Below are 20,080 nucleotides of genomic sequence, written 5' to 3'. Positions count from 1 at the left end.
TAAGCGGCCGCACGGCACGCCGTGAAGCCTCAAGTTGCCCGGCCGCAAGTCCTAAACCCGCATGGCCTTACCGAGCGAGACTTTACGACTCGTTACCGGGCGACGTGAAACGTCCCAGAAACGCCCGCGGCCCGACCGGGATTAGACATCCCGGTCGGGCCGCGGGTTCGCAACCGCTCAGGTTTTGGCGGTCGCGTCAGTTACTTCTCGGAACCCGGCAGCAGCGGCACCTTGGGCAGTGCCAGCTCGCCCTTCACCCCGGCGAACACGGGGCTGACCGTGACGCTGTAGGTCTTGCGGTCCGGGTTCAGCTTGTACGTCGCCCGGACGTCCCCGGCGCCGTCCATGCCCGGCTTGCGGGCCTCGGTTTCGGTCGCCACCACCGGCATCGTGGGGCCGTTCGACGAGGTGATCGGCGAGGTGAGCGCCGAGCCCGTGCGGCCGAACCCGGCGCCAATGCCCGACGAGCCGCCGGTCACCGCCGAGCCGGTCGTCTCGGACCGCAGGTCCGAGTCCCCGTTCATTTCGTCCTGAACGGCCGCCAGCTCGGTCCGCGAGCCGCCGACCAGCTTGACCTCAACCGGCGTCCCGGTCAGCGGAACGTCGAGCAGGTCGGTGCTCTCCTGCGGGGTGCCCTTGAACCGGGTCACCTTGACCTGGGCGCGGCCCCCGATGGGGCGGCCGAACGCCTGCTTCGCGGTGACCGTGTACACCCCGCTGAACGCGCTGGCCGCGGTGTACACCTCGGACCGGTCGTTCTGCTGGTCCAGCAGGTCGGCCTTGAGGACGCCGCCGCCGGTGGTGCGCTTGTGAACGGGCGAGCACACCGACCCGGTCGGCTCCGTGACCACCAGGTCCAGGTCCGCGCTGCCCTGCCACTGCAGCTCGATCACCAGGTCGCGCCGGGTCTGCTCGGCGGCCACCTTGGCGAGCGCGTCCGCCTTCTGGCCGGCCGCCTGCAGCTTGGCCGCCAGCTTCGGCAGCCGGTCGTTCACCTGCTTGTGGTAGTCCACGCCGTCGGAGGTGTTCCAGTCCCGCTTGAGCAGGTTGTTGGCCGCCCACAGCACGGCGTCGCTCCGCACGTCGGTGGACCGTTCGGCGTAGGCCATCGCGTTGGCGTACGGGGTCGGGTCGTTCGGGCTGCACTCGGCGGCCCGCTTGCAGAACGCGACCGCCTGGGCGTGGTTCTTCAGCCCGTCCTCGGCCCGCGCGGCCTTCAGGTACGCCTTGGCGTCGGCCGGGTCGAGGTCGATCGCGGACACCGCCGCCCGCTCGACTTCCACCGGCGGGCCGTTGCCGGCCTGCAGCGCCACGGCCAGGGCCTCGTGCGCCCACGCCTCGGTCGCCAGCCCCTTCCGCAGGTTCCCCTTCAGCACCTCGGCCGCGTGCCCGAACTCGTCGAACTCCATCAGGAACTCGGCGCACGCGACGATCAGCCCCGGGTCGGTCACGGTCTGGTCGATCGCCTTGCTCCACATGGTCCGCGGGTCGCCGCCGATCGCCTTGCGCATCGCCACCACGTCCACCTTCGGGTTCACGAGCGCGGGCTTCTCGGCCGCGACCGCCGCCCCGACGCCCATGTTGCCGTTGCCCGGCAGCCCCATGTTGCCGTTGCCCGGCCCGATCGCGAACGCGCCGCCCGGCGGCTTGGCGGGCAGCCCGACCATGCCGTCCTGCTTCCGCAGCTTGACGCTGGCGGCCGAGTGGTACCGGCTGGTGCCGCGGATGATGAGCGCCCGGGCCGGCGGGTAGTACCCCAACGAGTTCAGTTGGGCCGCGGTCAGCAGCGGCGCGTCGGACTCGCCGTCCCCGGGCTGCGGGGACACCCCTTGCATTTGGGCCCACTCGCCCTTGGCAACGGTTTCGAAGATCAGCGACATCAGGAGCCGGCTCTGGTCGCCGCCCTGGATGCCGAACTGGCCGCCGAGGTTACCGAACTGGCCGATCTGGCCGCCGCCGACGCCGGCGAACCCGCCGCCCGGCCCGTTCGGGTTCTGGCCCAGGTTGCCGCCCTGGTTGCCGAACGGCCCGGGGTTCCCGTTCGCGCCGCCCAGCGGGTTGTTGTTGTTCCCCAGCCCGTTGATGCCGCCCTGGGCGCCGAACTGGCCGCCGAGGAAGTTGGCCGCGCCGCTGGCCGCCCCGAAGATGGCCAGCGTCTGGTTCTGCACGTTCTGGTTCAGCTGCAGCGTCTGCAGGTTCACCGAGCTGGGGATCGGGATCGCCAGGTCGGCCACCGGGAACACCCGGGTCACCTTCTCCTCCAGCTTGCGCTGGAACGTGGTGATCTCGATGTAGTCCGGGCGGACGATGAACGTGGCGTTCATCGACACGAGGACCAGGTCCAGGAAGTTGCCCAGCTTGAGCCCGCGGAGCTGGGTCGCGGCCAGCTTCGGCTTCTCCTCGCGGATGTTCGGCACGCCGTCGGCCTTGAAGTACTCCTCCATCACCACGAACGACACGTTGTACTTCTTGGCCAGGAACCCGAGCAGCTCGAACAGCGGGGTGTCGACGAGGTTCTTGTTCTCCAGGTCGACCTCGGTGTCCTCGATCGCGCTCTTGAGGCGCCGCTGGCTCTCGCTGGCGTTGGGCCCGAGGTTCGAGTTCATGTACGCCTCGCGGCGCAGCCCGGTGAGCTGGCGCCACACCGAGGCCGGCGGGAAGTGGACCGGCGGCTCGTCGGGGTACGGGACGTGGGACTTCTCGGTCTGCATCATGGCGAGCAGGAACCGGTCCTCGCGGATCCGGGTCAGCTCGCGCCACTCGCGCAACTGGGTGGCGTGCTGGCCGATGATGTAGCTGGCGGTGTTGGCCACCGGCACCGGGAGGCCGCGGTTGGTCTTCTCCTGCACCATGAGCTGGGCCTCCTGGTACGCGATGTCGTACCGGGCCTCCTTCATGAGCTGGCGGAACTGCTCGATCCGGTCCTTGTCGCGGGCCTGCTCGTCGGCCTGCCGGTCGAACTCGCTGAGCCGCTGCTTGGTGCGGGCCACGCTCTGGCGGTCGGCGTCGGCCTGGCGCTTGATCTCGGCCCCCTTCACGAACACCTCGCGCATGACCGCCTCGAGGTCCGCGACGAGCTGGCGCCGGGCGTCGTCGCCGATCCCGTCGTAGGCCAGGATGTCGTCCCGCTGCCGCTTCAGGTCCTGGTACGCGCCCTCGGGGTCGGCGCGGAGCAACTGGCGGGCCCGGCGGACGGTCGCGTCGGCCAGCACGCGGTACCGCTGCTCCTCGATCTGGCGGCGGGCGGCGGCCTCCTTCAGCAGGTCCGCCGCGGCGCCGGGGGCGGCCGGGGCCGGCGGCACCGGCTCGTTCACCTTCGGGTCCTGGAGGACGGTGCGGATCGCCTCGTTCGGCGAGATCTTCTGCGCGTTAACCTTCTTGTTCACCTCTTCGGCGAGGGCGGCCTTGGTGACCTTGCCGGCCTTCATCTGGGCGGCCAGGGCGGCGCCCTTCGCGGCCTCCTTGTCGGTCGGGTCCACCTTGGCGGCGGCGGCGTACAGCTTCTCGGCCTCGTCGAACCGGTCGGCGCTGATGGCCCACACCGCCTGGGTGAGGAACTCGTCGCGGTACAGCTTCACCTGCGTGCTGGCCAGCGCCAGGGCGCGGTCGGACCGCAGCATGGCCGGCGCGTCCTTGTGCGGCGCGGCTTTCCACTGGTCGACCATGCGGTTCATGAAGAAGTTGTCGACGGCCGGGGCCGGGAGCGGCTGCGACAGCTTCAGCTCCACCGGGCGGCCGTTCACCGTCGCGCTGACCGCGACGCTGACGGCGGCCGCGGCGGGCTTCGCGAGCCGGCCCATCACCAGCGTCCCCTGGTCCGCGCGGAGCGGCGGCAGCTTGGTCGGGTACAGCTCGCCCACCTCGCCGCCGAACGTCCACTTCTCGGGCTTCGCGACGGGCACGTCGAGGGCGGCCTTGAGCCGGTCCACGAAGGCCTTCCGGCCCGGCGCGGCGGCGACGTCCTCTTGCAGGCGGACCACGGCGCCGCCGGTGAGGGCGGCCAGCCCGTGCAGGTTCTGCGGTTCGAGCTTCAGCCCGAGCGGCACGGCGAAGAAGTACACGTCGCCGCGGTCCATCCGGTTACCCAGAGCGATGCGGGCCCCTTCGCTCACCGGCTGGAACGCGCTCTCGCCGTCGCCCAGGTACAGCACCACCTGGTGCCGGCTGCGGTTGGGCGCCATGGTGGTGAGGGCCTTGTCCAGCCCGCCCGCGAGGTCGGCGGCGCCGGAGCCGTACTCCACCTCGGTGAGGGCCCGAGCGGCCTCGGCCAGGTTCTCGGAGGTGGCCGGCTGGAAGTCGCGCGTGAGGGCCCGGGTCGCCTTCGGGGTGCTGAGCGACCACACGCTCACCCGGTCCTCGGCGGTCAGCCCGGCGGCCAGCCCGGTAATGATGTTCCGGGCCTGCTGGAGCGGCCGGCCGGCCTGGCTGGCGGTGGTGTCCACCACCACCAGCACGTCCCGCGGGCGGGCCGCCTGGGGGGCCAGGGGCGGCTGGATCTGCCACGCGAAGATCAGCTCGCCGTCCCGCGGCTGGTACGTCAGCGCGGGGGTGTTACTGAACTTGGTGGCGACGAGGTCCTCGACGAACCGCCCGCCGTCGGGGCGGGCGGGTTCGAGTGTGGGGGCGCCGGGCGGGGCCGTGCGCATGTCGCCGAACAGGGTGGTACCCAGAGCCGCGAGGGTGGCGCCCACCCCCAACAGCACCGGTAGCACCCGCAGCCGTTTCAGAAGGTTCATCTGCCCGTCGCTCCTCCAGGTAGGTCGTCCGGCGAGGGTCGGACGGCCCGAACAAGTACGAACCAAACCTTGATTTTACGGCACGCCGCGGGCAGCCCGCTACGCGAAACCGCGCGGGCAACACCCGCCCCGGTCCCGGTCCGACCGGCGGGGCAGTGGCCCGAAGTTTTGCGCGGCCCGAGGCCGTGTCCCTATGATGGGGCTAGCGCTCGCGAGCGCGCCGCCGATTGGGACAGTCTAGCCGGTTTAACGGCGCTCCCGGGACGGCGTTGGCGAGTTCGCCGATTCGGGTTGGCGGGTCGCAAGTTATCGGCCGCGCCGTCCGCACAAGCGGTGCGACCGGCCGCGGGATTTTGATTTGACTTGATGGTTCTGCGGCCTAGGCTCATTCAGGCTAGGCAAGAGGATAATTCCGCCAGGACCGTCGAAACTCTCAGTTCCAAGTACCCGGCGCCAAGTCCCCATCACGGAGCAGCAGGCCGTCGCGGCAAGCCGTTGCGCTGTCAGAACTTGGAACGTGGAGACCGGGAGTTGGAACTTAACACTATGGCGAACCCGAACCCGCCCTCCGAGCAATCGCTTACGGCCGCCGAGCTGCGCCGCCGGCTTCTGGCATCGACCCCGCCGCCCATCGCCGCGACCGCGTCCACGCCCGACCCGCTCGTCGAACTTGTTGAAGAACAAGAACCTCCGGCGCCGCTCTCACCGCCGCCGGTCGCCCCGGTGGCCTGGGGCGGGGGCACCAGCGACCTGTTGGCGCGCCTGCGCATGCCGGGCAAGTCCGGATCGGTCCCGGTGCCGCCGGCCCGCACCGCCGCGCCGCCGCCCTCGTACGCGGCCCCGCCGTCGTCGTTCGCCGGGACGCCCGAAGCGCCGCGGAGCGTGATCGGGCGGCGCGGGCCGGCGCCCGGGGGCGGCCGCTCCTTTGCATCGGACCCGGGCAGCGCCATCGCCGGCGCCCTGAACCACCTCGCGGAACTGTCCCCGGGCGGTAACCGGTTCGACGAGTCGCCGGTCGGCGAGAACCAGCGGCTGAAGGCCGAGAACAAGGAGCTGCGCACGCTGCTCGACGAGATGAAGCACCTGCTCCAGGAGGCGAGCAACACCGAGCAGCAGTTCCTCGTTCGCGAGAAGGAGTTCGAGGCGGCGGTCGCGGAGAAGGACACGCAGCTCGCGGAGCTGAACGCGCAACTGGGCGCGATCGAGGAGCAGATCGCCACCGGCCAACTGGCCCCGCCCCCGCCCGTCCCGAAGACCCGCAACGAGCTCGAGGAGTGGGGCGACGAGCTGGAGCGCGAGAGCGCGAAGATCACGCAAGAGAAGCGGAAGCTCGAAGACGACCGCCGGCAGTTGCGCGAGGACGAAGACGCGCTCGAGCAGCAGATGCGGCAGATGGAAGTGTCGATGGCCCGCGAGCGGGCCATGATCGCCCGGCAGGAGACCGAGCTGCGGCGCCTGTCGGCCGAGATCCAGCACGAACTGGACCTGCTCCAGCGCGGCGACGCCGGGCTGCGGGAGCAGATGACCAAGTTCCAGCGCCGCGCCCAAGAGGTCATGACCAAGCCCGGCGGCGGCCCGCCGCCGAACGGCCGCCGCTGACAGCCCGCCCGATAAACGGCGCCGCCCGCGAGCATCTGCTCGCGGGCGGCGCCGTTTGTGGCTTTCTGATCCATGAACCTACTTGGGATGCCGCGGTCGCGGCTCGTCAAGAACGCGGCCGTATTACCGGGTGTGCATGAAGTGTGGCCCGCGCGCTCCGCGAGCGGGGCTTCGCGCACCAGATCAGCTCCTCGCAACGGACCCGAACGGCTTCGCCTCCGCTCGCGTATCACACCCCGAGCCAACGCCACTCGGGGTTACGCCGCCTGCTCCGCCTGCTCCGGGGCCGACCTCAGCAGGAGCCCGAGCCCGACCGCCGCCAGCAGCGCCACCAGCAGCCCGAACGGGATCAGCGTGGCCCACTGCGGCTGCGGCACGAACACCTCCGCCTGCGCCGGCAGCTTTTCCGGCACCTTCAGCGCGCCCTTGTTCAGCTCCAGAAGCTGCGCGGCCTTCCAGGTCCGCCCCAGCTTCTCCTTCGCGACCGCGCCGAGGGTGGTGTCGCTCGGGGCCGTGTACTCCTCCCCCTTCTCCCCGGGCGCGATCTTCAGCTTCGTCCCCGCCGGCACCTTCACCCACTGGGGCGGCAGGTCGTCCTCGTTCAGCGCGACGATCTCGCCCGCGAGCTTCTTACGCGCCTCCTCCGACCCGTCGGGCAGCTCGCGCCCCGCGACCGCCGCGGCCGCGTCCTCGAGCGGCAGCTCCGCCCCGATCGGCGCGGACCGGTACTGGAACGCGGACAGGTCGCGCGGGAGCGTGTCGCTGAACGCCAGGAACGCGATCAGCACGCCCGCGATCGACCCGCCGGCGATGTACCCGCTCGCGAGCAGCACCCCGGGGCTGGTTTCGGCCTTCCGGATCGCCTCCACCTCGGCCTGGGCCTTTTTCGCCGGGTCGTCGCCGGCCGCGGCGATGTCGCGCGCCGCCTCGGCGGCGTACTTCTTGTCCACCGCCCAGCGGACGACACCGCCGATGAAGATGGTCACCGAGAACTGGATCGGCACGTACAGCCCGACCGCGAACGCGAGCGCCGACACGCCGCACAGCTCCAGCATGACGGCGATCATCGCCCCGATGGCCACCATCGTCCAGTTCAGGTCCTTACTCAGAACGCCGTTGATGACGATCCCGAGCACCCGCGTCTTGGGGGCGTCGAACTTCCGCTCGACCGGCGTGCCGTCGTCCCGCGTCTTCAACTGCCCCATGATGGTGTCGTCCTTGAGGATCGCCACCGTTCCGGTGTCCGGCTCCACGAGGTAGCGCCCGGGCTTGTACTTCAGCACCTCCTCACGCGGCTTGTACCCGTCGGCCGCTTTGATCAGCTCGCCGTTCCGGGCGTCCATGATCTTGTACGTCTTGCCCTCATACATCTCGGTCTGGCTCAGACGAGCCAGTTCCGCCGGGGCGAGTGTGAGGGGCGGAACGTTCTCCGGCTTCGAGCTGTACACGGTGCCGGGCTTGTTCAGCAGGAAGATGAGCGTGCCGCCGATGACCAGAGCCGAGACGAACGCACCGGCCATGATCGCGTACTGCATGTACCGCGGCGTCCCGCCGACGAGGTAGCCGGTCTTGAGCGACTGCGCGACCGTCCCGCCGTTTGAAGAGGCGATGCACACCACGGCCGCGACCGACAGGGCCAGCACGCGGTCGATCGGGCTGGTCATGCCCAGCGCCAGGAAAATGAGGCAGGTGATCATCAGCGTCGCGGTGGTCATGCCGGAGATCGGGTTCGACGACGAGCCGATTTCGCCCGTGAGCCGGGCCGACACCGTCACGAAGAGAAACCCGAACAGAACGACCAAAAGCGCGCCGAGCAGGGCGGTCACAACGGACACCTCGCTCGCCAGGAACAGCGCGAGAAGCGCGACGAGGACGACGGTCCCCCCGAGCACCCAGCTCATCGGCATGTCGCGGTCGGTGCGGGGCACGTCGCCGCCCGCCCCGACGCTGACGCTCGACAGGCTGGAGCGAAAGCTGCGCACGATCAGCGGCAGCGTTTTTAACATGCTGATGATGCCGGCGGACGCCACACACCCGGCGCCGATGTAGAGCAGGTACGCGTTGCGGATCTGCGACAGGCTCATGTCCTTGATGGGCTTCACCCCGGGCGGGATCGCGTTCGGGTTGTTCTCGCCCACGAAGTAGATGATGGGCAGGATCACGAGGTAGCCGAGGACCGCGCCGCCCATCATCATCGCGGCGGTGCGGAGCCCGATGATGTAGCCCACCCCGAGCAGCTCGGACGCCATCTCCGTCGAGAACACGGCGGCCTTGTTGATGAAGGCCACCGGCACCTTGGCGGTGGCGACGAACAGGTTCATCCCCTCCGTCAGGAACTTGTGGAGGAACGCGAGCCCGAACCCGATGAACACCGTTTTGCCGGTGGTGCCGCCCTTCTCGCCGCTGATGAGCACCTGCGCGCACGCGGTGCCCTCGGGGTACAGGAGCGTTTCGCCCTGGTCCTTCTTCCCGGGCTGGAAGTGCATTTTCACGATGAACGCCCGGCGCAGCGGGATCATCACCAGGATGCCCAGCAGCCCGCCGAGGATCGAAACGACCATCACCCGCCCCAGGTCCATCCCGAACCCGAGCAGCAGCAGCGCCGGCATCGACACGCCGACCCCGAACGCGATGCTCTCGCCGGCGGACCCGGCCGTCTGAACGATGTTGTTTTCGAGGACCGTCGCTTGGCGAATTTTGAACGCCTTCGACAGCGCCCGGAACACGGTAATCGCCAGCACCGCGACCGGGATGGACGCGGACACCGTCATCCCGACTTTGAGGACGAGGTACAGCGACGACGCGGCGAAGATGAGCCCGAGCCCGGTCCCCGCGGCGACCGCCGAGAGGGTGAACTCCCGCGGCGCTTCGGAGGCCGGAACGAACGGCTGGAACCCGGGGTCCGGTTTCACTTCGGACGACATATTTTGGCCCGTGCGAGTGCGGTACTGTGGCGGAGAGTTGAGCCACAGCTTACGGGCCGGCGCGCGCGAAGTGAAGGAGGTGCGTGGGACCGCCCCGCGGGCGCCGCGTTTTGCGCGGCGCCCGCGGGGCGGTTGGAGGTGTTACCGGCTGGCTTGTGCGACGGGTGCGGCGGCTTCGGTGTGGGCGGGGTCGCCCTGGCCCCGGGCGCCGGGGGCGGTGCGGGCGCTCTCGGCGGCCCGGCGCACCAGTTCCTGAATGAACGACGCCATCACGCTGTCGGTCCGGTCCACGGCTGCTACTCCGCGCGGTTCGAGGGACGTTTGTCCTGTGATCGAACCTAGATCACGTTTCGGGGTGCGGCACACGATTTCCGTGCCGGATGCGGTTCGAATTGTGTCCGAACCGCACACTTAACGGACGCATCTTACCCTGCAATTGGTTCGCGAAGATGTCCGTTGTGTGAAATGTGGCGTCGGGCGCTCAGAATACCGCAGACTCGCCCTTCCGCGCGACCGCAATTCGGCCGCTTGTGGCGTCTTTGTTGCCGGGGGGAGCGAATGCGGGGCGCTTTGCGCGCCTACAGTTTTCGCTTCCGCGGCTTGTTCTTCTTCTTGCGCGTGACCGGCTGTTTGCGCGCCCACTTGATGAACCCGACCAGTTCGGGGGCCTTCCGCAGTTGCTCGATGGTCGGGTACACGGCCGCCAGCGTCGCGTTCGTGTAGGTCGCGTGGACCATCCCGTGGCACTGCGAACAGATCATCGCCACGTCGCCCGCGGTCCCGCCCTTTTCCTTCGGCAGGCAGTGGTGTTGCGTCAGGTCGCGCGGCGGGAACCCGCGACCGCACAGGCCGCAGGGCGTCGGCTTCGGCTCGTCCATCGGAACGCGCCCTCAACGTCAGGAGTGCTGGCGGACCGCTTCCCCGGAATGATACACTGGGGGACCAAAGGTTCGCGCCCGCTCCCTCACGCACGAGGACGTCACGCTCCATGAACGCGCTTCTGCTCACACTCGCATTCGCGCCCGCCGCCGATCCCGAAGACTGGAAGGGGGCCGAAGCGGCGTACCTGAAGAACATCCGTCAGCTCACAACGGACTACGTGCGGGCCGGCGAAGGGTACTTCTCGCCGGACGGCACCCGGGTCATCTTCCAGGCCGAAGAGAAGGACACGGGCAACCCGTTCTACCAGATCTTCATCATGGACCTGCGGACGGGCAAAGCGACCCGCATCAGCCCGGGCGTCGGGCGCACCACCTGCGGCTACTTCCACCCCGACGGCAAGAGGGTGCTGTTCGCCTCCAGCCACTCCGACCCGGACGCCAAGAAGCACCAGGAGGCCGAGGTCAAGCAGCGCGAGGAGGACAAGAAGAAGGGCGTGCGCCGCCGGTACTCGTGGGACTTCGACCCGCACATGAAGATCTACGAGGCCGGCCTCGACGGCACCGGGCTGAAGTGCCTCACCCCGGACGCGAAGGTGTACACCGCCGAGGGGAGCTACTCGGCGGACGGCAAGAAGATCGTGTACAGCGCCGGCAACGCCGGGAACGTGCAGCTCTTCACCATGAACGCCGACGGCACCAACGTGAAGCGCATCACCGACGTGGCGAACTGCTACAACGGCGGCCCGTTCTTCAGCCCCGACGGCACGAGGGTGGTGTTCCGCGCCGACCGCAAGGAGAAGGACCGGCTCCAGCTCTACGTGATCAACGCCGACGGCACCGGGGAGAAGGCGCTCACGAGCGACGACAAGTGGGTGTACTGGGCGCCGTACTGGTACAAGGACAACCGGCACATCATCTACACCGGCGCGGACCACTCGAACCCCATCGCGCCGCCGAACTACGACCTGCACTGGATGGACACCGAGACCGGCAAGAAGACGCGCATCACGTTCGCCCCGGGCCAGGACGTGCTGCCGGTGTTCAACCCCGACGGCACGAAGGTGATGTGGACCTCGTCCCGCGAGGGCGGGCGGGCGGCCCAGCTCTACATCGCCGACTTCACCCCGCCGAAGTGAGGTGCCGGAGAACGGCGGCGCCCGAACGTGGGCGCCCCGTGGTTGGCCGTCATTGCGGTTTCAGTAATTCCAGGTTCGCTGGTTGTGAACGCTATCCGCCTGCCGACGCAGGCGGGTGTAACCTCAGCGTTCGGATCTGCAGGGCTCAAATGCACCACGAGCCAGACGGGGCTAAACAAGTGCAGCATGGCATCGTGCTGGTGAGCGTGGTACGAAAGTGATCCAGCCGACAAGGCTTGAACTTGCAATGCCCCCGGACGTTGATTGAGTATTCTAGCTAATCAGATTAATCACAAGTTAATTCATAATTTTTAATTAGATCAGCGAGGCAATTCGCCCCAATGTATCTATTATTTTAAATTATATTTTAATGTTAATTATCTGTTCGTGGGCCGCATATCTGCCCGCACCTTCAAGTTCTCGGAACTGGGCTTGAAGTCGATTCCATCGTGAGTCAGATTCCCCCACTGGGAACAAGTCTAAATCGAAATCATCCTGAATTCTCGACCGAGGTGCAGCGGGAGTGGGCTTCACCTTCTCGGTCGACTGCTCACGAGCGTCGCGAACGAATTGACGGAACGATTCGTGATTTTCTGCGACCTCTGGAATCTCCGGAGCAAGTTGTTTTGCCTGCTGAAACAGACTTTCGATTTCTTCGATCGTCGTCCCCTCTTGTCCTCGAATAACTGCCATCCAATTCAAAAGTAGCCCGCGAATCGTTCGGCCTGGCTTCCGGCGAAGCGCTTCCTCGGTCATCACTTTCGCGCGCGCGAAGTCCTGAGCCTCCATCGCCCGCTGTGCTAGGTATAGGAAGGGGTAATGAGCTTTTTCTCCCAACTCGATGGCGCGTTCGAAGTCATCGAACGCTTGCACGGCCGGCTGGGTTACCAAACCTCGCATTGTCCAGAGACCCGGATATTTGGGGTTAAACTGAATCCCCTCGTTGCAAACGTCCCGCGCGCGTGCGTTCGCATTTAGCTTCCAATGGGCAAAAGCCGCGGCTTCAAAACAAAGGCTCATGTAAAGGCACAGGTCTGGATCTTGCTGGAACGCCTTCGGCATCTCTTGGTAGCGTTTCCAGCCATTTTCAAAGTGTTTTATTTGTTCGCCCAGCAGTTCTTGCTGGAGACCTTCTTCGGTCTGAGAAGCCCTCCGGTGACACACAAGTGATGCACTTACATGTGTAATGGCGTGGTCGATCTCTTTCAGTTGGTACTGGACGTACTCCCACGCCTCATCTAACCGCCCCATCGCAGGCAGTGACAATGGCAGTGCCGCGGCCAAGAAGTCGAGAGAGGGATCTTCGGGGCGGAACTGCATCGCTGAAAGGTAAAACAACGTCGCGGCGTGGTAACGCTTCAATTCCTCGCAAATAAAGGCCCGCATGAACGCCAGCCCTGTTCGGTCAAAGATGAACGGGTGGCCTTTTAGGATTTCAAGGGCATCGACATGCCGCCCCGATTTACTTGCTTCAAAAATTCGCTTCCGAACCTTCTCTATGTAATCCGGAGCCGCACGCGCTTCGACGTCGCGCATAAACGGCTCGAACAAAGGTCGCACCTCGGCTCGCAGCAACCGGCGCTCAACTCGCCGTGCGACTCGTAGTGCCCGCGCGTATCCACCGCCATAGAAGTGATGGCTGGCGGCGAGAAATAGCAGAAGGTGCTTGTCGCCAGATTTCAAGGCCGAATTGGCTCGCGCCTCGAACAGTTTCGCGGCTGCTGAGTATTGAGCGTGTGCAAGCTCCGTGTCCCCGCTTCCGAGCGCGAGCTTCCCTTCCGCCGCCAAGCGCGACGCCATGCCGTCTCGATCGATCAGCAACGCGTTCATGGTCGCTTCTTCTTCTGGCCGCGTTTCTTTACCTTCGGGTAGTTGCTACCAGGGCCGGTCCGGGACACGTAATGAAGTTGGCAACGGACCCCTTGATCGGGTGGGTGGCGAAAAGCCACAACGGAAGCAAACCCGGTCTCGCTTTTGGTTAGCACTTGGGCACACTTTTGTTTCAGTCGGGCCGTCGATTCGTACCCGTTCGGGTCGTCGCGGACCCCACTGCTCTCGGCCTGCAACGGAGGCAACCCCTGGATCTCGATCAGGTAGTCGCCCCCGCTGCCGATCTGGAGAACTGTGCGTATGACAGCTCCGACCAATTCATGAAGCAACAACGCCATCACGCCGATGGCCGCATCTTCACTAATGTCCTCTTCGTTACAGGTATTCGACCATTTAGCGCACTGGTTGGTCAGGTACCGTGGAACCTGAGCCCATTCGATGTCCCGCGTGAACACCTCGGGCGGTCTGCCACCGGGTTGACACACCCACTCGACCGTAACACTTCTCGTCATAGTACCAGAGAGAAGCGGGGTTGGGTCAAGGCTCAACCGGACGATCGTCGGGATCGCGAAACGGTACAAGAGCGACGCCTGTGGATGGTTCACTTCGACGGAATTGAGTTCCAGAGGCGATCCGGACGGCATCGGGCAACCGTAGCGAGGGAAGATAATTCGATTCTACCAGCCTCAACTGGCTCCGACGAGTAGCAGGCCACTAGCGGGAAATGCCCGCCCGCCCGAGACACGCCGCTTGTTACATTCCTAGATTTTGTCAGCGCCGATAAAGCACAAGGTGGCGCTGAACCAGCGGCCATGATGCGGTTAGCCGACACAATCACCAACCTCATAAGGTAGGTGGGCGATCACCCGTTCCCGAAATGCTTTAACGTCGAGTAACACGACAGCCCATTTCTCCGCCTCCGGCACCTAGACTTAAAAGAAATTACAGACCCGAATACTCCGAGTCGCATATTATTTCGGGCTCACTTGTCGCTCACCCGCAGCGCCCCGAGGCTGACCACCGCAACGGCCGGTAAGCCTTTCAGCTCCGCGTTCGGCGCGAGGAACTCCGGGAACCCGGCCCGCGGCTTCTTCTTGCCGGCCAGCGTCAGCTTGGTCCGCCCGTCGCCGGTGTAGTGCTCGGACGCGCCGAACAACCGCTCCACCGACTGCCGGTACACCCAGTCCGCCCCGCCCGCGTCCCGGAGCGCGGCGTACTCGATCGCGCGCACGCGCTTCTTGCCCGCGTCCGGGAAGCTCGCGATGAACGCCGCCTCCTTTTCCGAGCGGAACTGGAACTTGGTCGGCTGGAACCTGTCGCCCTCCGGCCGTACTGCGAATCGCTCCTTATCGGACGTGCTCCGGTCGGCCAGCGCGAACAGGTTGTCCCACGTGGACGGGAACACGCGCCGGTCCCAGTCGTCCGGGACCGCGTCGGCCTTCGGGTCGGCCTCGCGGACCGTGTCGGGGTACGCGAACACCACCGCCACCTTCTCCACGCCGGTCTCGGCGTCGATGATGTCCTCGGGGTCGTAGCCGATGGCCGACAGCACGCCGAGCAGGTCGCGGCCGTAGGCGGTCTCGGGCACGGTCAGGAACACGACGGGCCGGGTGCCGAGCCAGCCGGCCGGCTTCAGGTCCGCGTCCACCGCGTACTGCCGCGACAGCACCCGGAGGTACACGCCGTCGGCCTTCGCGGCGCCCGGGTCGAGCGGCTTCTGATCGGTCGCGAGGAGCTTTTCGACGTGCGGGCGCAGCACCGCCGGCACGTCGGCCGGCGCGGCCGGGTACAGCAGCTTGCGCGGGCCGCCCGCCGCGGGTTGCCCCAGGACCGCCGGGGCGAAGGTGAGCCAACAGGCGAAGGCGAGAAGCGTTCGTGACACGGGAGCCTCCTCGGAGTGGGGCGGGCGCCCCGGGAGGCGTTAGTCTAACCCCGCGTGCGTGCGCGCACCAGCGTCACGCCGTCTGCTTCGGCGGCGGGAGCAGTTCGCGGTCGATCTTCGGCGGCAGCGCGAACGTCTGCGCGACGGCCGCGATCGGCTCCCCGAACTGCGGGATCTCGGCCTCCGCGATCCGCCCGACGCGCTTCGCCGCGGCGTACACGAGGGTGGGCACCCGCTCCGGCGGCAGGCCCATGATCCGCGCGCCGGTGGCGTCCACCGCCACCGGGTCCAGCCCCATCACCAGCACGCCGGCGTGCTTCGCGGTGCCGTGCAGCGGCCCGTCGCCTTCCATTCCGACGATCCCGTCGATGATCGACAGGTGCGCCGGGTGGGTGCAACTGATGTCCACGATGCTCTGCGGGATGCCGCGCCAGTGCAGCTCGTTCTTCGGCCACCCGTAGCAGATCCCCGGCAGCGTGCCGAACAGGTTCTTGAGCGACAGCGTCACCCCCGCCCAGTGGTGCATCTTCAGCTTCGGCAGCGAGACGAGCACGTCCGCCCCCAGCACGGTGCGCGACATGTACAGGTGGTCGAGCTTCGTGAGCCGGCCGAGGTTGAGGACCTTGACGGGCTCGTCGTGGTTGATGTCCAGGAACCGCACGCCGTGCCTGTCGAGGACGGCACCCAGGCCGCTCTCGCGCACGAGGAACTCGACGTTGCGCCAGTGCCCGGGGCCTTCCGCGACGATGATCTCGGCCGCGCCCTCCTGCTTGCACAGGGTGATGACGGCGTCCACGACCCGCGGGTCCGTGTTGATGACCCGGTCGGCCCGGTACTCGACCAGGTTCGGCTTCAGCACCACCCGCTTGCCCGCGAGCGGCAGGTGCGGGCGGAAGTGCGCGAACTGCGCCGCGAGCACCTCCGCGAGCGGCTCGTCGTAGGACGCGGCCCGCGCGATGTGGACCGCCGACGTGGGCGGGAGCGGCTTCAGCGCGCCGAGCCCCGCGACCATCGCGCCGCGGAACTTGGTCGCGACCTTCGCGAGGAGCCCCCCCCCGGCGGCCGGCGGGGCCGCCGCGGTCGCGTCGAGCGGGCTGGCCGGGTGCGCGCCGTACCGCAAGCGCATCGGGTTCGTGCCCGCCACCGCCAGGGCCGCGAGGGCGAGCCGGTGGACGGTGATGGTCGGGTCCGCCGCCAGGGCCGCGACCTTCTTGTCCAGTTCCGGCAGCAGCTCGCGCGTGGCGGTGTCCGCGTCGTGAACGCCCAGCGCGATGCGCGCCCAGGCGAGGTGGTCGAGGTCGTTCGACTTCGCCGCGTGGACCCGCAGGTACCCCACGGCGGCGTCCACCCGCGGGTGCGCGACCGCCCCCTGCACCGCGAGCAGCATGAGCGCGGTCGGCCCCGGGATCGGCTCGGTCGCGGTGCCGAGCACCACCCGGTTCCCGTAGTTCACGCCGCCGCTGTCGAACGCGCGGTCCAGGAGCAGCTTGAGCCCCTGCTGGACCCGGGGGTGCAGTTCCAGCCCCGCGGCCCGCAGCGCGAGGCACGCCCACGCGGTCGGCTCCACCCAGCCGAAGTTCGTCGCCGCCCAGGGCCACCCAACGAGCGACAAGTCGATGTCGTTCTCCATGTCGGCGGTCTCGGGCACCGCCTCGACCGCCCGGCTCTCGGTGCCGAGCACGCGCGCGACCGTGGGCTTCACCTGCTCCGGCCCCGCGCCGAGGGCGAGCTGCGTGAAGAGCGTGATGGCGGTGGGCCAGCCGGCCTCGGGGCGCGCGCCGGCGAGCTGGTAGCCGCCGTCCGGCTGCCGGTGCCGCTCCAGCGCCGCCAGCCCGTTCGCGATCGGCTGCGCGAACGGCTCGCGCGCGGTGCTCAGCGCCAGCAGCGCCAAGCAGGTCGGTTCCGGGTGGCTGGCCGTGCCGGCGGTGTACCCCCACCCGCCGTCCGGGTTGACCGCCGCGACCAGGCGCGCGAGCAAAGGGTGCGATTCGGACACTCGACGACCTCCGCGGGACGGGCGATACCAGTTTATGCCACGCGGCGGGGCGTCCGGCCACTAGAACACCGGGAAGGGCTTCGTTCCGTTTGGAGAACAACCGTGCGTGTGGCTCACTTCGACTGCTTCAGCGGGATCAGTGGGGACATGGTGCTCGGCGCGGTTATCGACGCGGGCGTGCCCGCGGACGCGATCCGCGCCGCCCTGGATTCGCTCGGGCTCCCGATCTCGCTCGAAGTCGAAAAGGTGAAGCGGTGCGGGTTCGCGGCCACCAAGGCGACGGTCACGGCGGCCGACCAGGAGGACTACCGGTTCCTGCCGGACGTGGAGGCGATCCTGGCGAAGGGCGACCTCACCGAGAAGCAGCGCGGGCTCGCCGCCGCCATCTTCCGCAAGGTCGCGGTGGCCGAGGCGACGGCCCACGGGATGCCGCTCGAGCGGGTCCACTTTCACGAGGTCGGCGCGCTCGACAGCATCGCGGACATCGTCGGCGCCGCGGTCGGCCTGGACCTGCTCGGGGTGGACAAGTTCACCAGCTCGCCGGTCCCCACGGGGAGCGGAACGGTGAAGTGCGCCCACGGGATCATGCCCGTACCGACGCCGGGGACCGCGGAACTGCTCAAGGGCGTGCCGCTCGCCCCGTCGGTGATCAAAGCGGAACTCACGACCCCCACCGGGGCGGCGATCCTCACCGCCGTGGTGAGCGAGTTCACCGCCGCGCCGGTGCTGACGATCGAGCGGATCGGCCACGGCTCGGGGACGAAGGACTTCATCGAGCAGCCCAACCTCCTGCGGCTGCTGGTGGGCACCGCCGCGCCGGCGCCGCAGGCCGCCGAGGAAACGGACACGGTCGCGGTGCTGGAAACGAACCTCGACGACATTTCGCCCGAGGTGATCGGGTTCGCCATCGAGCGGCTGTTCGAGGCCGGCGCGCTGGACGTGTTCGCGGTGCCGGTGCAGATGAAGAAGCACCGGCCCGGGGTGCTGCTGAGCGTGATCTGCGACCCGGCGCATGTCGCCGCGTTCGAGGAGATCCTGTTCCGCGAAACGGGCACGTTCGGCGTCCGGCGCACGTCCGCGGCGCGGGCGAAGCTGCGGCGGGAGGCCGTTACGGTGGAAACGCCGTGGGGGCAGGTGGACGCCAAGCGCGGCTGGCGCGACGGGTTCGAGATCGTCACCCCCGAGTACGAGGACTGCGTCCGCGTCGCGCGCGAGCACAACGTTCCGCTGCGCGACGTGTACGCGGCCGTCCGGAAATAACTGCGGTCGGCGCCACCCGCCTGCGTCAGCAGGCGGGTGGGACCTCGGCGTGCTCGGGTCCCCCGCCCGGTCGCCAAAGTCGCGTGAACTTGAAACTGCTAAGCTCGGAACTGCCCTGAACACTGAACACTGAACACTGAACGGCGCCCGTCGACTTTTTCCTTGCCCCACCCCGTCGCTCACGTTATCGCTTCGACCGAATCTCTTTCCCACCTGTGCCGGGGCGTTCTGACATGTTCGCGCCACTGGGCCGTCGGGCGTTCGTGCTGGCGCTGCTGGGCGCCCCGCTTGCCGGCGGCTGCGCCTGCGCCCGCCGGGACCACCTTTCGGAGCGGGTCCGCGAGCGCGACGCGCGCGAGTGGGAGCTGCGGGCCGCCGCAGCACAGGCGGCGCCACCCGTCAACGACCCAACGGCCTCCGACCGCGAGGTGTGGGAGGAGCGTTCCCGGCGCGAGGCCGAGTTCCGCGCCGGGGGGCGTCGCTGAAATCGCCGCTGTTCCCACTTGCACTCCTCGCGAGAGACGATATAGCCACGGCGCATCACCACGCACTCACGCGCCGAGGCCGGGCATGGACGCCGCGAACCCGCTGTGCCGCTGTTCCCTGTTGGCCGTCGGACTGGCCGCCCTCCTCGGGTGCCAGTCGGACCGGGCGAGCCAGATCGCAGCCGCGCGCGGGCAGCAACCCCCACTCGACCCGATCGCCCCACTCGCTCCGGTCGCCCCCCCCGCACCGCCCGCGAACGCGCCGCCGCTCGCGCCCGCACTGGCTCCCGTAATGGGGAGCCCGGTCGGGACGTTCGCGGTCGACACGAAAGGCCCCGTCGTCCCGGTGGGCTTGAACGGGCCGGCCAAAACGGCGATCACCGCGGCCGACCTGCTCCGCAGCAGCGTCCCGCGGGTCAAGATCGTCGCGCGGGTGGGCGAGAACAACGTCATCACCGACCAGGAGGTGGTCGAGGGCGTGTACCAGCAGTTCCGCGAACTGGCCGCGCTCGACGGGCACGCCCGCTCGGCCAAACAGAAAGAAATGTACAACCAGGTGCTGCGCAAGACGATCGAGCGGGAGCTGATCCTCGACGAGATGTACACGAAGCTCAAGAAGGCCAACAAGATGGCCATCATCGACGAAGTCAAGGAGCTGGCCACGCAGTCGATCGACCGGCAGTTGCGCATGTTCCGCAAGGACACCGGGGCGAAATCGGAGGAGGAGTTCGCGGCGATCCTCCGCACCCAGGGGCTGACGGTGCCGGTGATCCGGCGCCAGATGGAGCGCCAGTTCATGGCCGAGCAGTACGTGAGCAGCGTGCTGAAGGAGAAGAGCCGCCGCACCGGGTTGGCCGAAGTGCGCGCCTACTACGACCAGCACCCGGACGAGTTCCGGCGGCCGGACCGGGTGGTGTGGCAGCACCTGTTCATCGCGGTGCGGAACTACCCGAACGCCCAGGCGGCGTACAACCAGGCCGCGGCACTCGCTCAGCAGGCGAACAGCGGTGCCGACCTGGCCGAACTGTCGATGAAGTACGACGAGGGGTTCGCGAAGCAGCAGAAGGGGTTGGGCGCCGGCGAGAAGCGTAACGAGATCCAGCCCGCGGACCTGGAAGCCACGGTGTGGTCGCTGCAACCCGGGCAGGTGAGCGGCATCCTCCAAACGCCCACCGGCTACCACCTCGTAAAGGTTGTGGAGCGCGACATGGCGGGCGTTCAGCCGTTCGACGCGGCCCTTCAGAGCAAGATCCGCGACAAGCTCACCCGGGCTCAAATGGAGAGCGAGTACCAGAAGCTCGTGGACGAGCTGTGGCGCAAGGGCGTCGTCCGCGTCTTCGATGAGTGAGCG

The 20,080-nt window shown here is 67.9% G+C and carries 13 protein-coding genes; 5 read left to right on the top strand and 8 right to left on the bottom strand.

The window, feature by feature from the left end; translation table 11 throughout:
* Nucleotides 1-200: 200 nt before the first annotated feature.
* The gene (locus GobsT_RS02530; protein ID WP_010049959.1) at nt 201-4,736 is read right to left on the bottom strand and encodes a VWA domain-containing protein; all 4,536 of its coding nucleotides are present in this window, start codon (nt 4,734-4,736) and stop codon (nt 201-203) included.
* Nucleotides 4,737-5,282: 546 nt separating this feature from the next.
* Between GobsT_RS02530 and GobsT_RS02525 the strand changes: the two genes are divergently transcribed.
* Nucleotides 5,283-6,335 carry a hypothetical protein gene (locus GobsT_RS02525; protein WP_010049958.1) on the top strand — a complete coding sequence of 351 codons (1,053 nt, stop codon included), beginning with the start codon at nt 5,283-5,285 and terminating at the stop codon, nt 6,333-6,335.
* Nucleotides 6,336-6,592: 257 nt separating this feature from the next.
* Here the strand turns inward: GobsT_RS02525 and GobsT_RS02520 are convergent, their stop codons facing one another.
* The 3 genes from GobsT_RS02520 to GobsT_RS02515 form a co-directional block, all read right to left on the bottom strand.
* On the bottom strand, nt 6,593-9,259 hold the full coding sequence (locus GobsT_RS02520; protein WP_050790395.1) for an OPT family oligopeptide transporter: 2,667 nt from the start codon (nt 9,257-9,259) through the stop codon (nt 6,593-6,595).
* 141 nt (nt 9,260-9,400) lie between these two features.
* Nucleotides 9,401-9,550, bottom strand: coding sequence for a hypothetical protein (locus GobsT_RS37405; RefSeq protein ID WP_010043664.1), 150 nt, complete (start codon nt 9,548-9,550; stop codon nt 9,401-9,403).
* A 287-nt stretch (nt 9,551-9,837) separates the two neighbouring features.
* Nucleotides 9,838-10,137, bottom strand: coding sequence for an HNH endonuclease (locus GobsT_RS02515; protein ID WP_010043666.1), 300 nt, complete (start codon nt 10,135-10,137; stop codon nt 9,838-9,840).
* Between the two features lie 110 nt (nt 10,138-10,247).
* On the opposite strand from GobsT_RS02515, the gene GobsT_RS02510 reads away from it, so the two are divergent.
* Entirely contained in the window at nt 10,248-11,276 is a 1,029-nt protein-coding gene (locus tag GobsT_RS02510) for a TolB family protein (RefSeq protein WP_010043669.1), read from the top strand.
* A gap of 360 nt (nt 11,277-11,636) precedes the next feature.
* Here the strand turns inward: GobsT_RS02510 and GobsT_RS02505 are convergent, their stop codons facing one another.
* From GobsT_RS02505 to GobsT_RS02490, 4 genes are all read right to left on the bottom strand, one after another.
* Entirely contained in the window at nt 11,637-13,106 is a 1,470-nt protein-coding gene (locus GobsT_RS02505) for a tetratricopeptide repeat protein (RefSeq protein WP_010043671.1), read from the bottom strand.
* Nucleotides 13,103-13,750: a hypothetical protein gene (locus tag GobsT_RS02500; RefSeq protein ID WP_148087582.1), complete on the bottom strand. Its 648-nt coding sequence runs from the start codon at nt 13,748-13,750 to the stop codon at nt 13,103-13,105. Before GobsT_RS02500 ends, GobsT_RS02505 begins: the two co-directional genes overlap by 4 nt.
* Nucleotides 13,751-14,088: 338 nt before the next feature.
* On the bottom strand, nt 14,089-14,988 hold the full coding sequence (locus tag GobsT_RS02495) for a hypothetical protein (protein ID WP_010043673.1): 900 nt from the start codon (nt 14,986-14,988) through the stop codon (nt 14,089-14,091).
* Between the two features lie 73 nt (nt 14,989-15,061).
* Nucleotides 15,062-16,984, bottom strand: coding sequence for a DUF362 domain-containing protein (locus GobsT_RS02490; protein ID WP_232068325.1), 1,923 nt, complete (start codon nt 16,982-16,984; stop codon nt 15,062-15,064).
* Nucleotides 16,985-17,086: 102 nt separating this feature from the next.
* Here GobsT_RS02490 and larC point away from each other — a divergent pair, with 102 nt between their 5' ends.
* From larC to GobsT_RS02475, 3 genes are all read left to right on the top strand, one after another.
* Complete coding sequence (gene larC / locus GobsT_RS02485; protein WP_029601053.1) at nt 17,087-18,244, top strand: nickel pincer cofactor biosynthesis protein LarC; 1,158 nt, start codon at nt 17,087-17,089, stop codon at nt 18,242-18,244.
* 233 nt (nt 18,245-18,477) lie between these two features.
* A complete protein-coding gene (locus GobsT_RS02480; protein ID WP_010043679.1) occupies nt 18,478-18,729 on the top strand; it encodes a hypothetical protein in 252 nt (83 codons plus the stop codon).
* A gap of 85 nt (nt 18,730-18,814) precedes the next feature.
* The gene (locus tag GobsT_RS02475) at nt 18,815-20,077 is read left to right on the top strand and encodes a peptidylprolyl isomerase (protein WP_010043683.1); all 1,263 of its coding nucleotides are present in this window, start codon (nt 18,815-18,817) and stop codon (nt 20,075-20,077) included.
* Nucleotides 20,078-20,080: the final 3 nt, after the last annotated feature.

It is taken from the genome of Gemmata obscuriglobus (genome assembly GCF_008065095.1).
GTDB lineage: Bacteria > Planctomycetota > Planctomycetia > Gemmatales > Gemmataceae > Gemmata > Gemmata obscuriglobus.
Note: the sequence above shows the minus strand (reverse complement) of the source record. Positions and strands in the feature narration are given on the sequence as shown.

Bases quoted from the DNA above. Each gene is read 5' to 3' on its own strand.
- GobsT_RS02500 (WP_148087582.1), bottom strand. From the start codon at position 13,750: ATGCCGTCCGGATCGCCTCTGGAACTCAATTCCGTCGAAGTGAACCAT.
- GobsT_RS02480 (WP_010043679.1), top strand. From the start codon at position 18,478: ATGTTCGCGCCACTGGGCCGTCGGGCGTTCGTGCTGGCGCTGCTGGGC.
- GobsT_RS02515 (WP_010043666.1), bottom strand. From the start codon at position 10,137: ATGGACGAGCCGAAGCCGACGCCCTGCGGCCTGTGCGGTCGCGGGTTC.
- GobsT_RS02530 (WP_010049959.1), bottom strand. From the start codon at position 4,736: ATGAACCTTCTGAAACGGCTGCGGGTGCTACCGGTGCTGTTGGGGGTG.
- GobsT_RS02475 (WP_010043683.1), top strand. From the start codon at position 18,815: ATGGACGCCGCGAACCCGCTGTGCCGCTGTTCCCTGTTGGCCGTCGGA.
- GobsT_RS02505 (WP_010043671.1), bottom strand. From the start codon at position 13,106: ATGAACGCGTTGCTGATCGATCGAGACGGCATGGCGTCGCGCTTGGCG.
- GobsT_RS02520 (WP_050790395.1), bottom strand. From the start codon at position 9,259: ATGTCGTCCGAAGTGAAACCGGACCCCGGGTTCCAGCCGTTCGTTCCG.
- GobsT_RS02525 (WP_010049958.1), top strand. From the start codon at position 5,283: ATGGCGAACCCGAACCCGCCCTCCGAGCAATCGCTTACGGCCGCCGAG.
- GobsT_RS02510 (WP_010043669.1), top strand. From the start codon at position 10,248: ATGAACGCGCTTCTGCTCACACTCGCATTCGCGCCCGCCGCCGATCCC.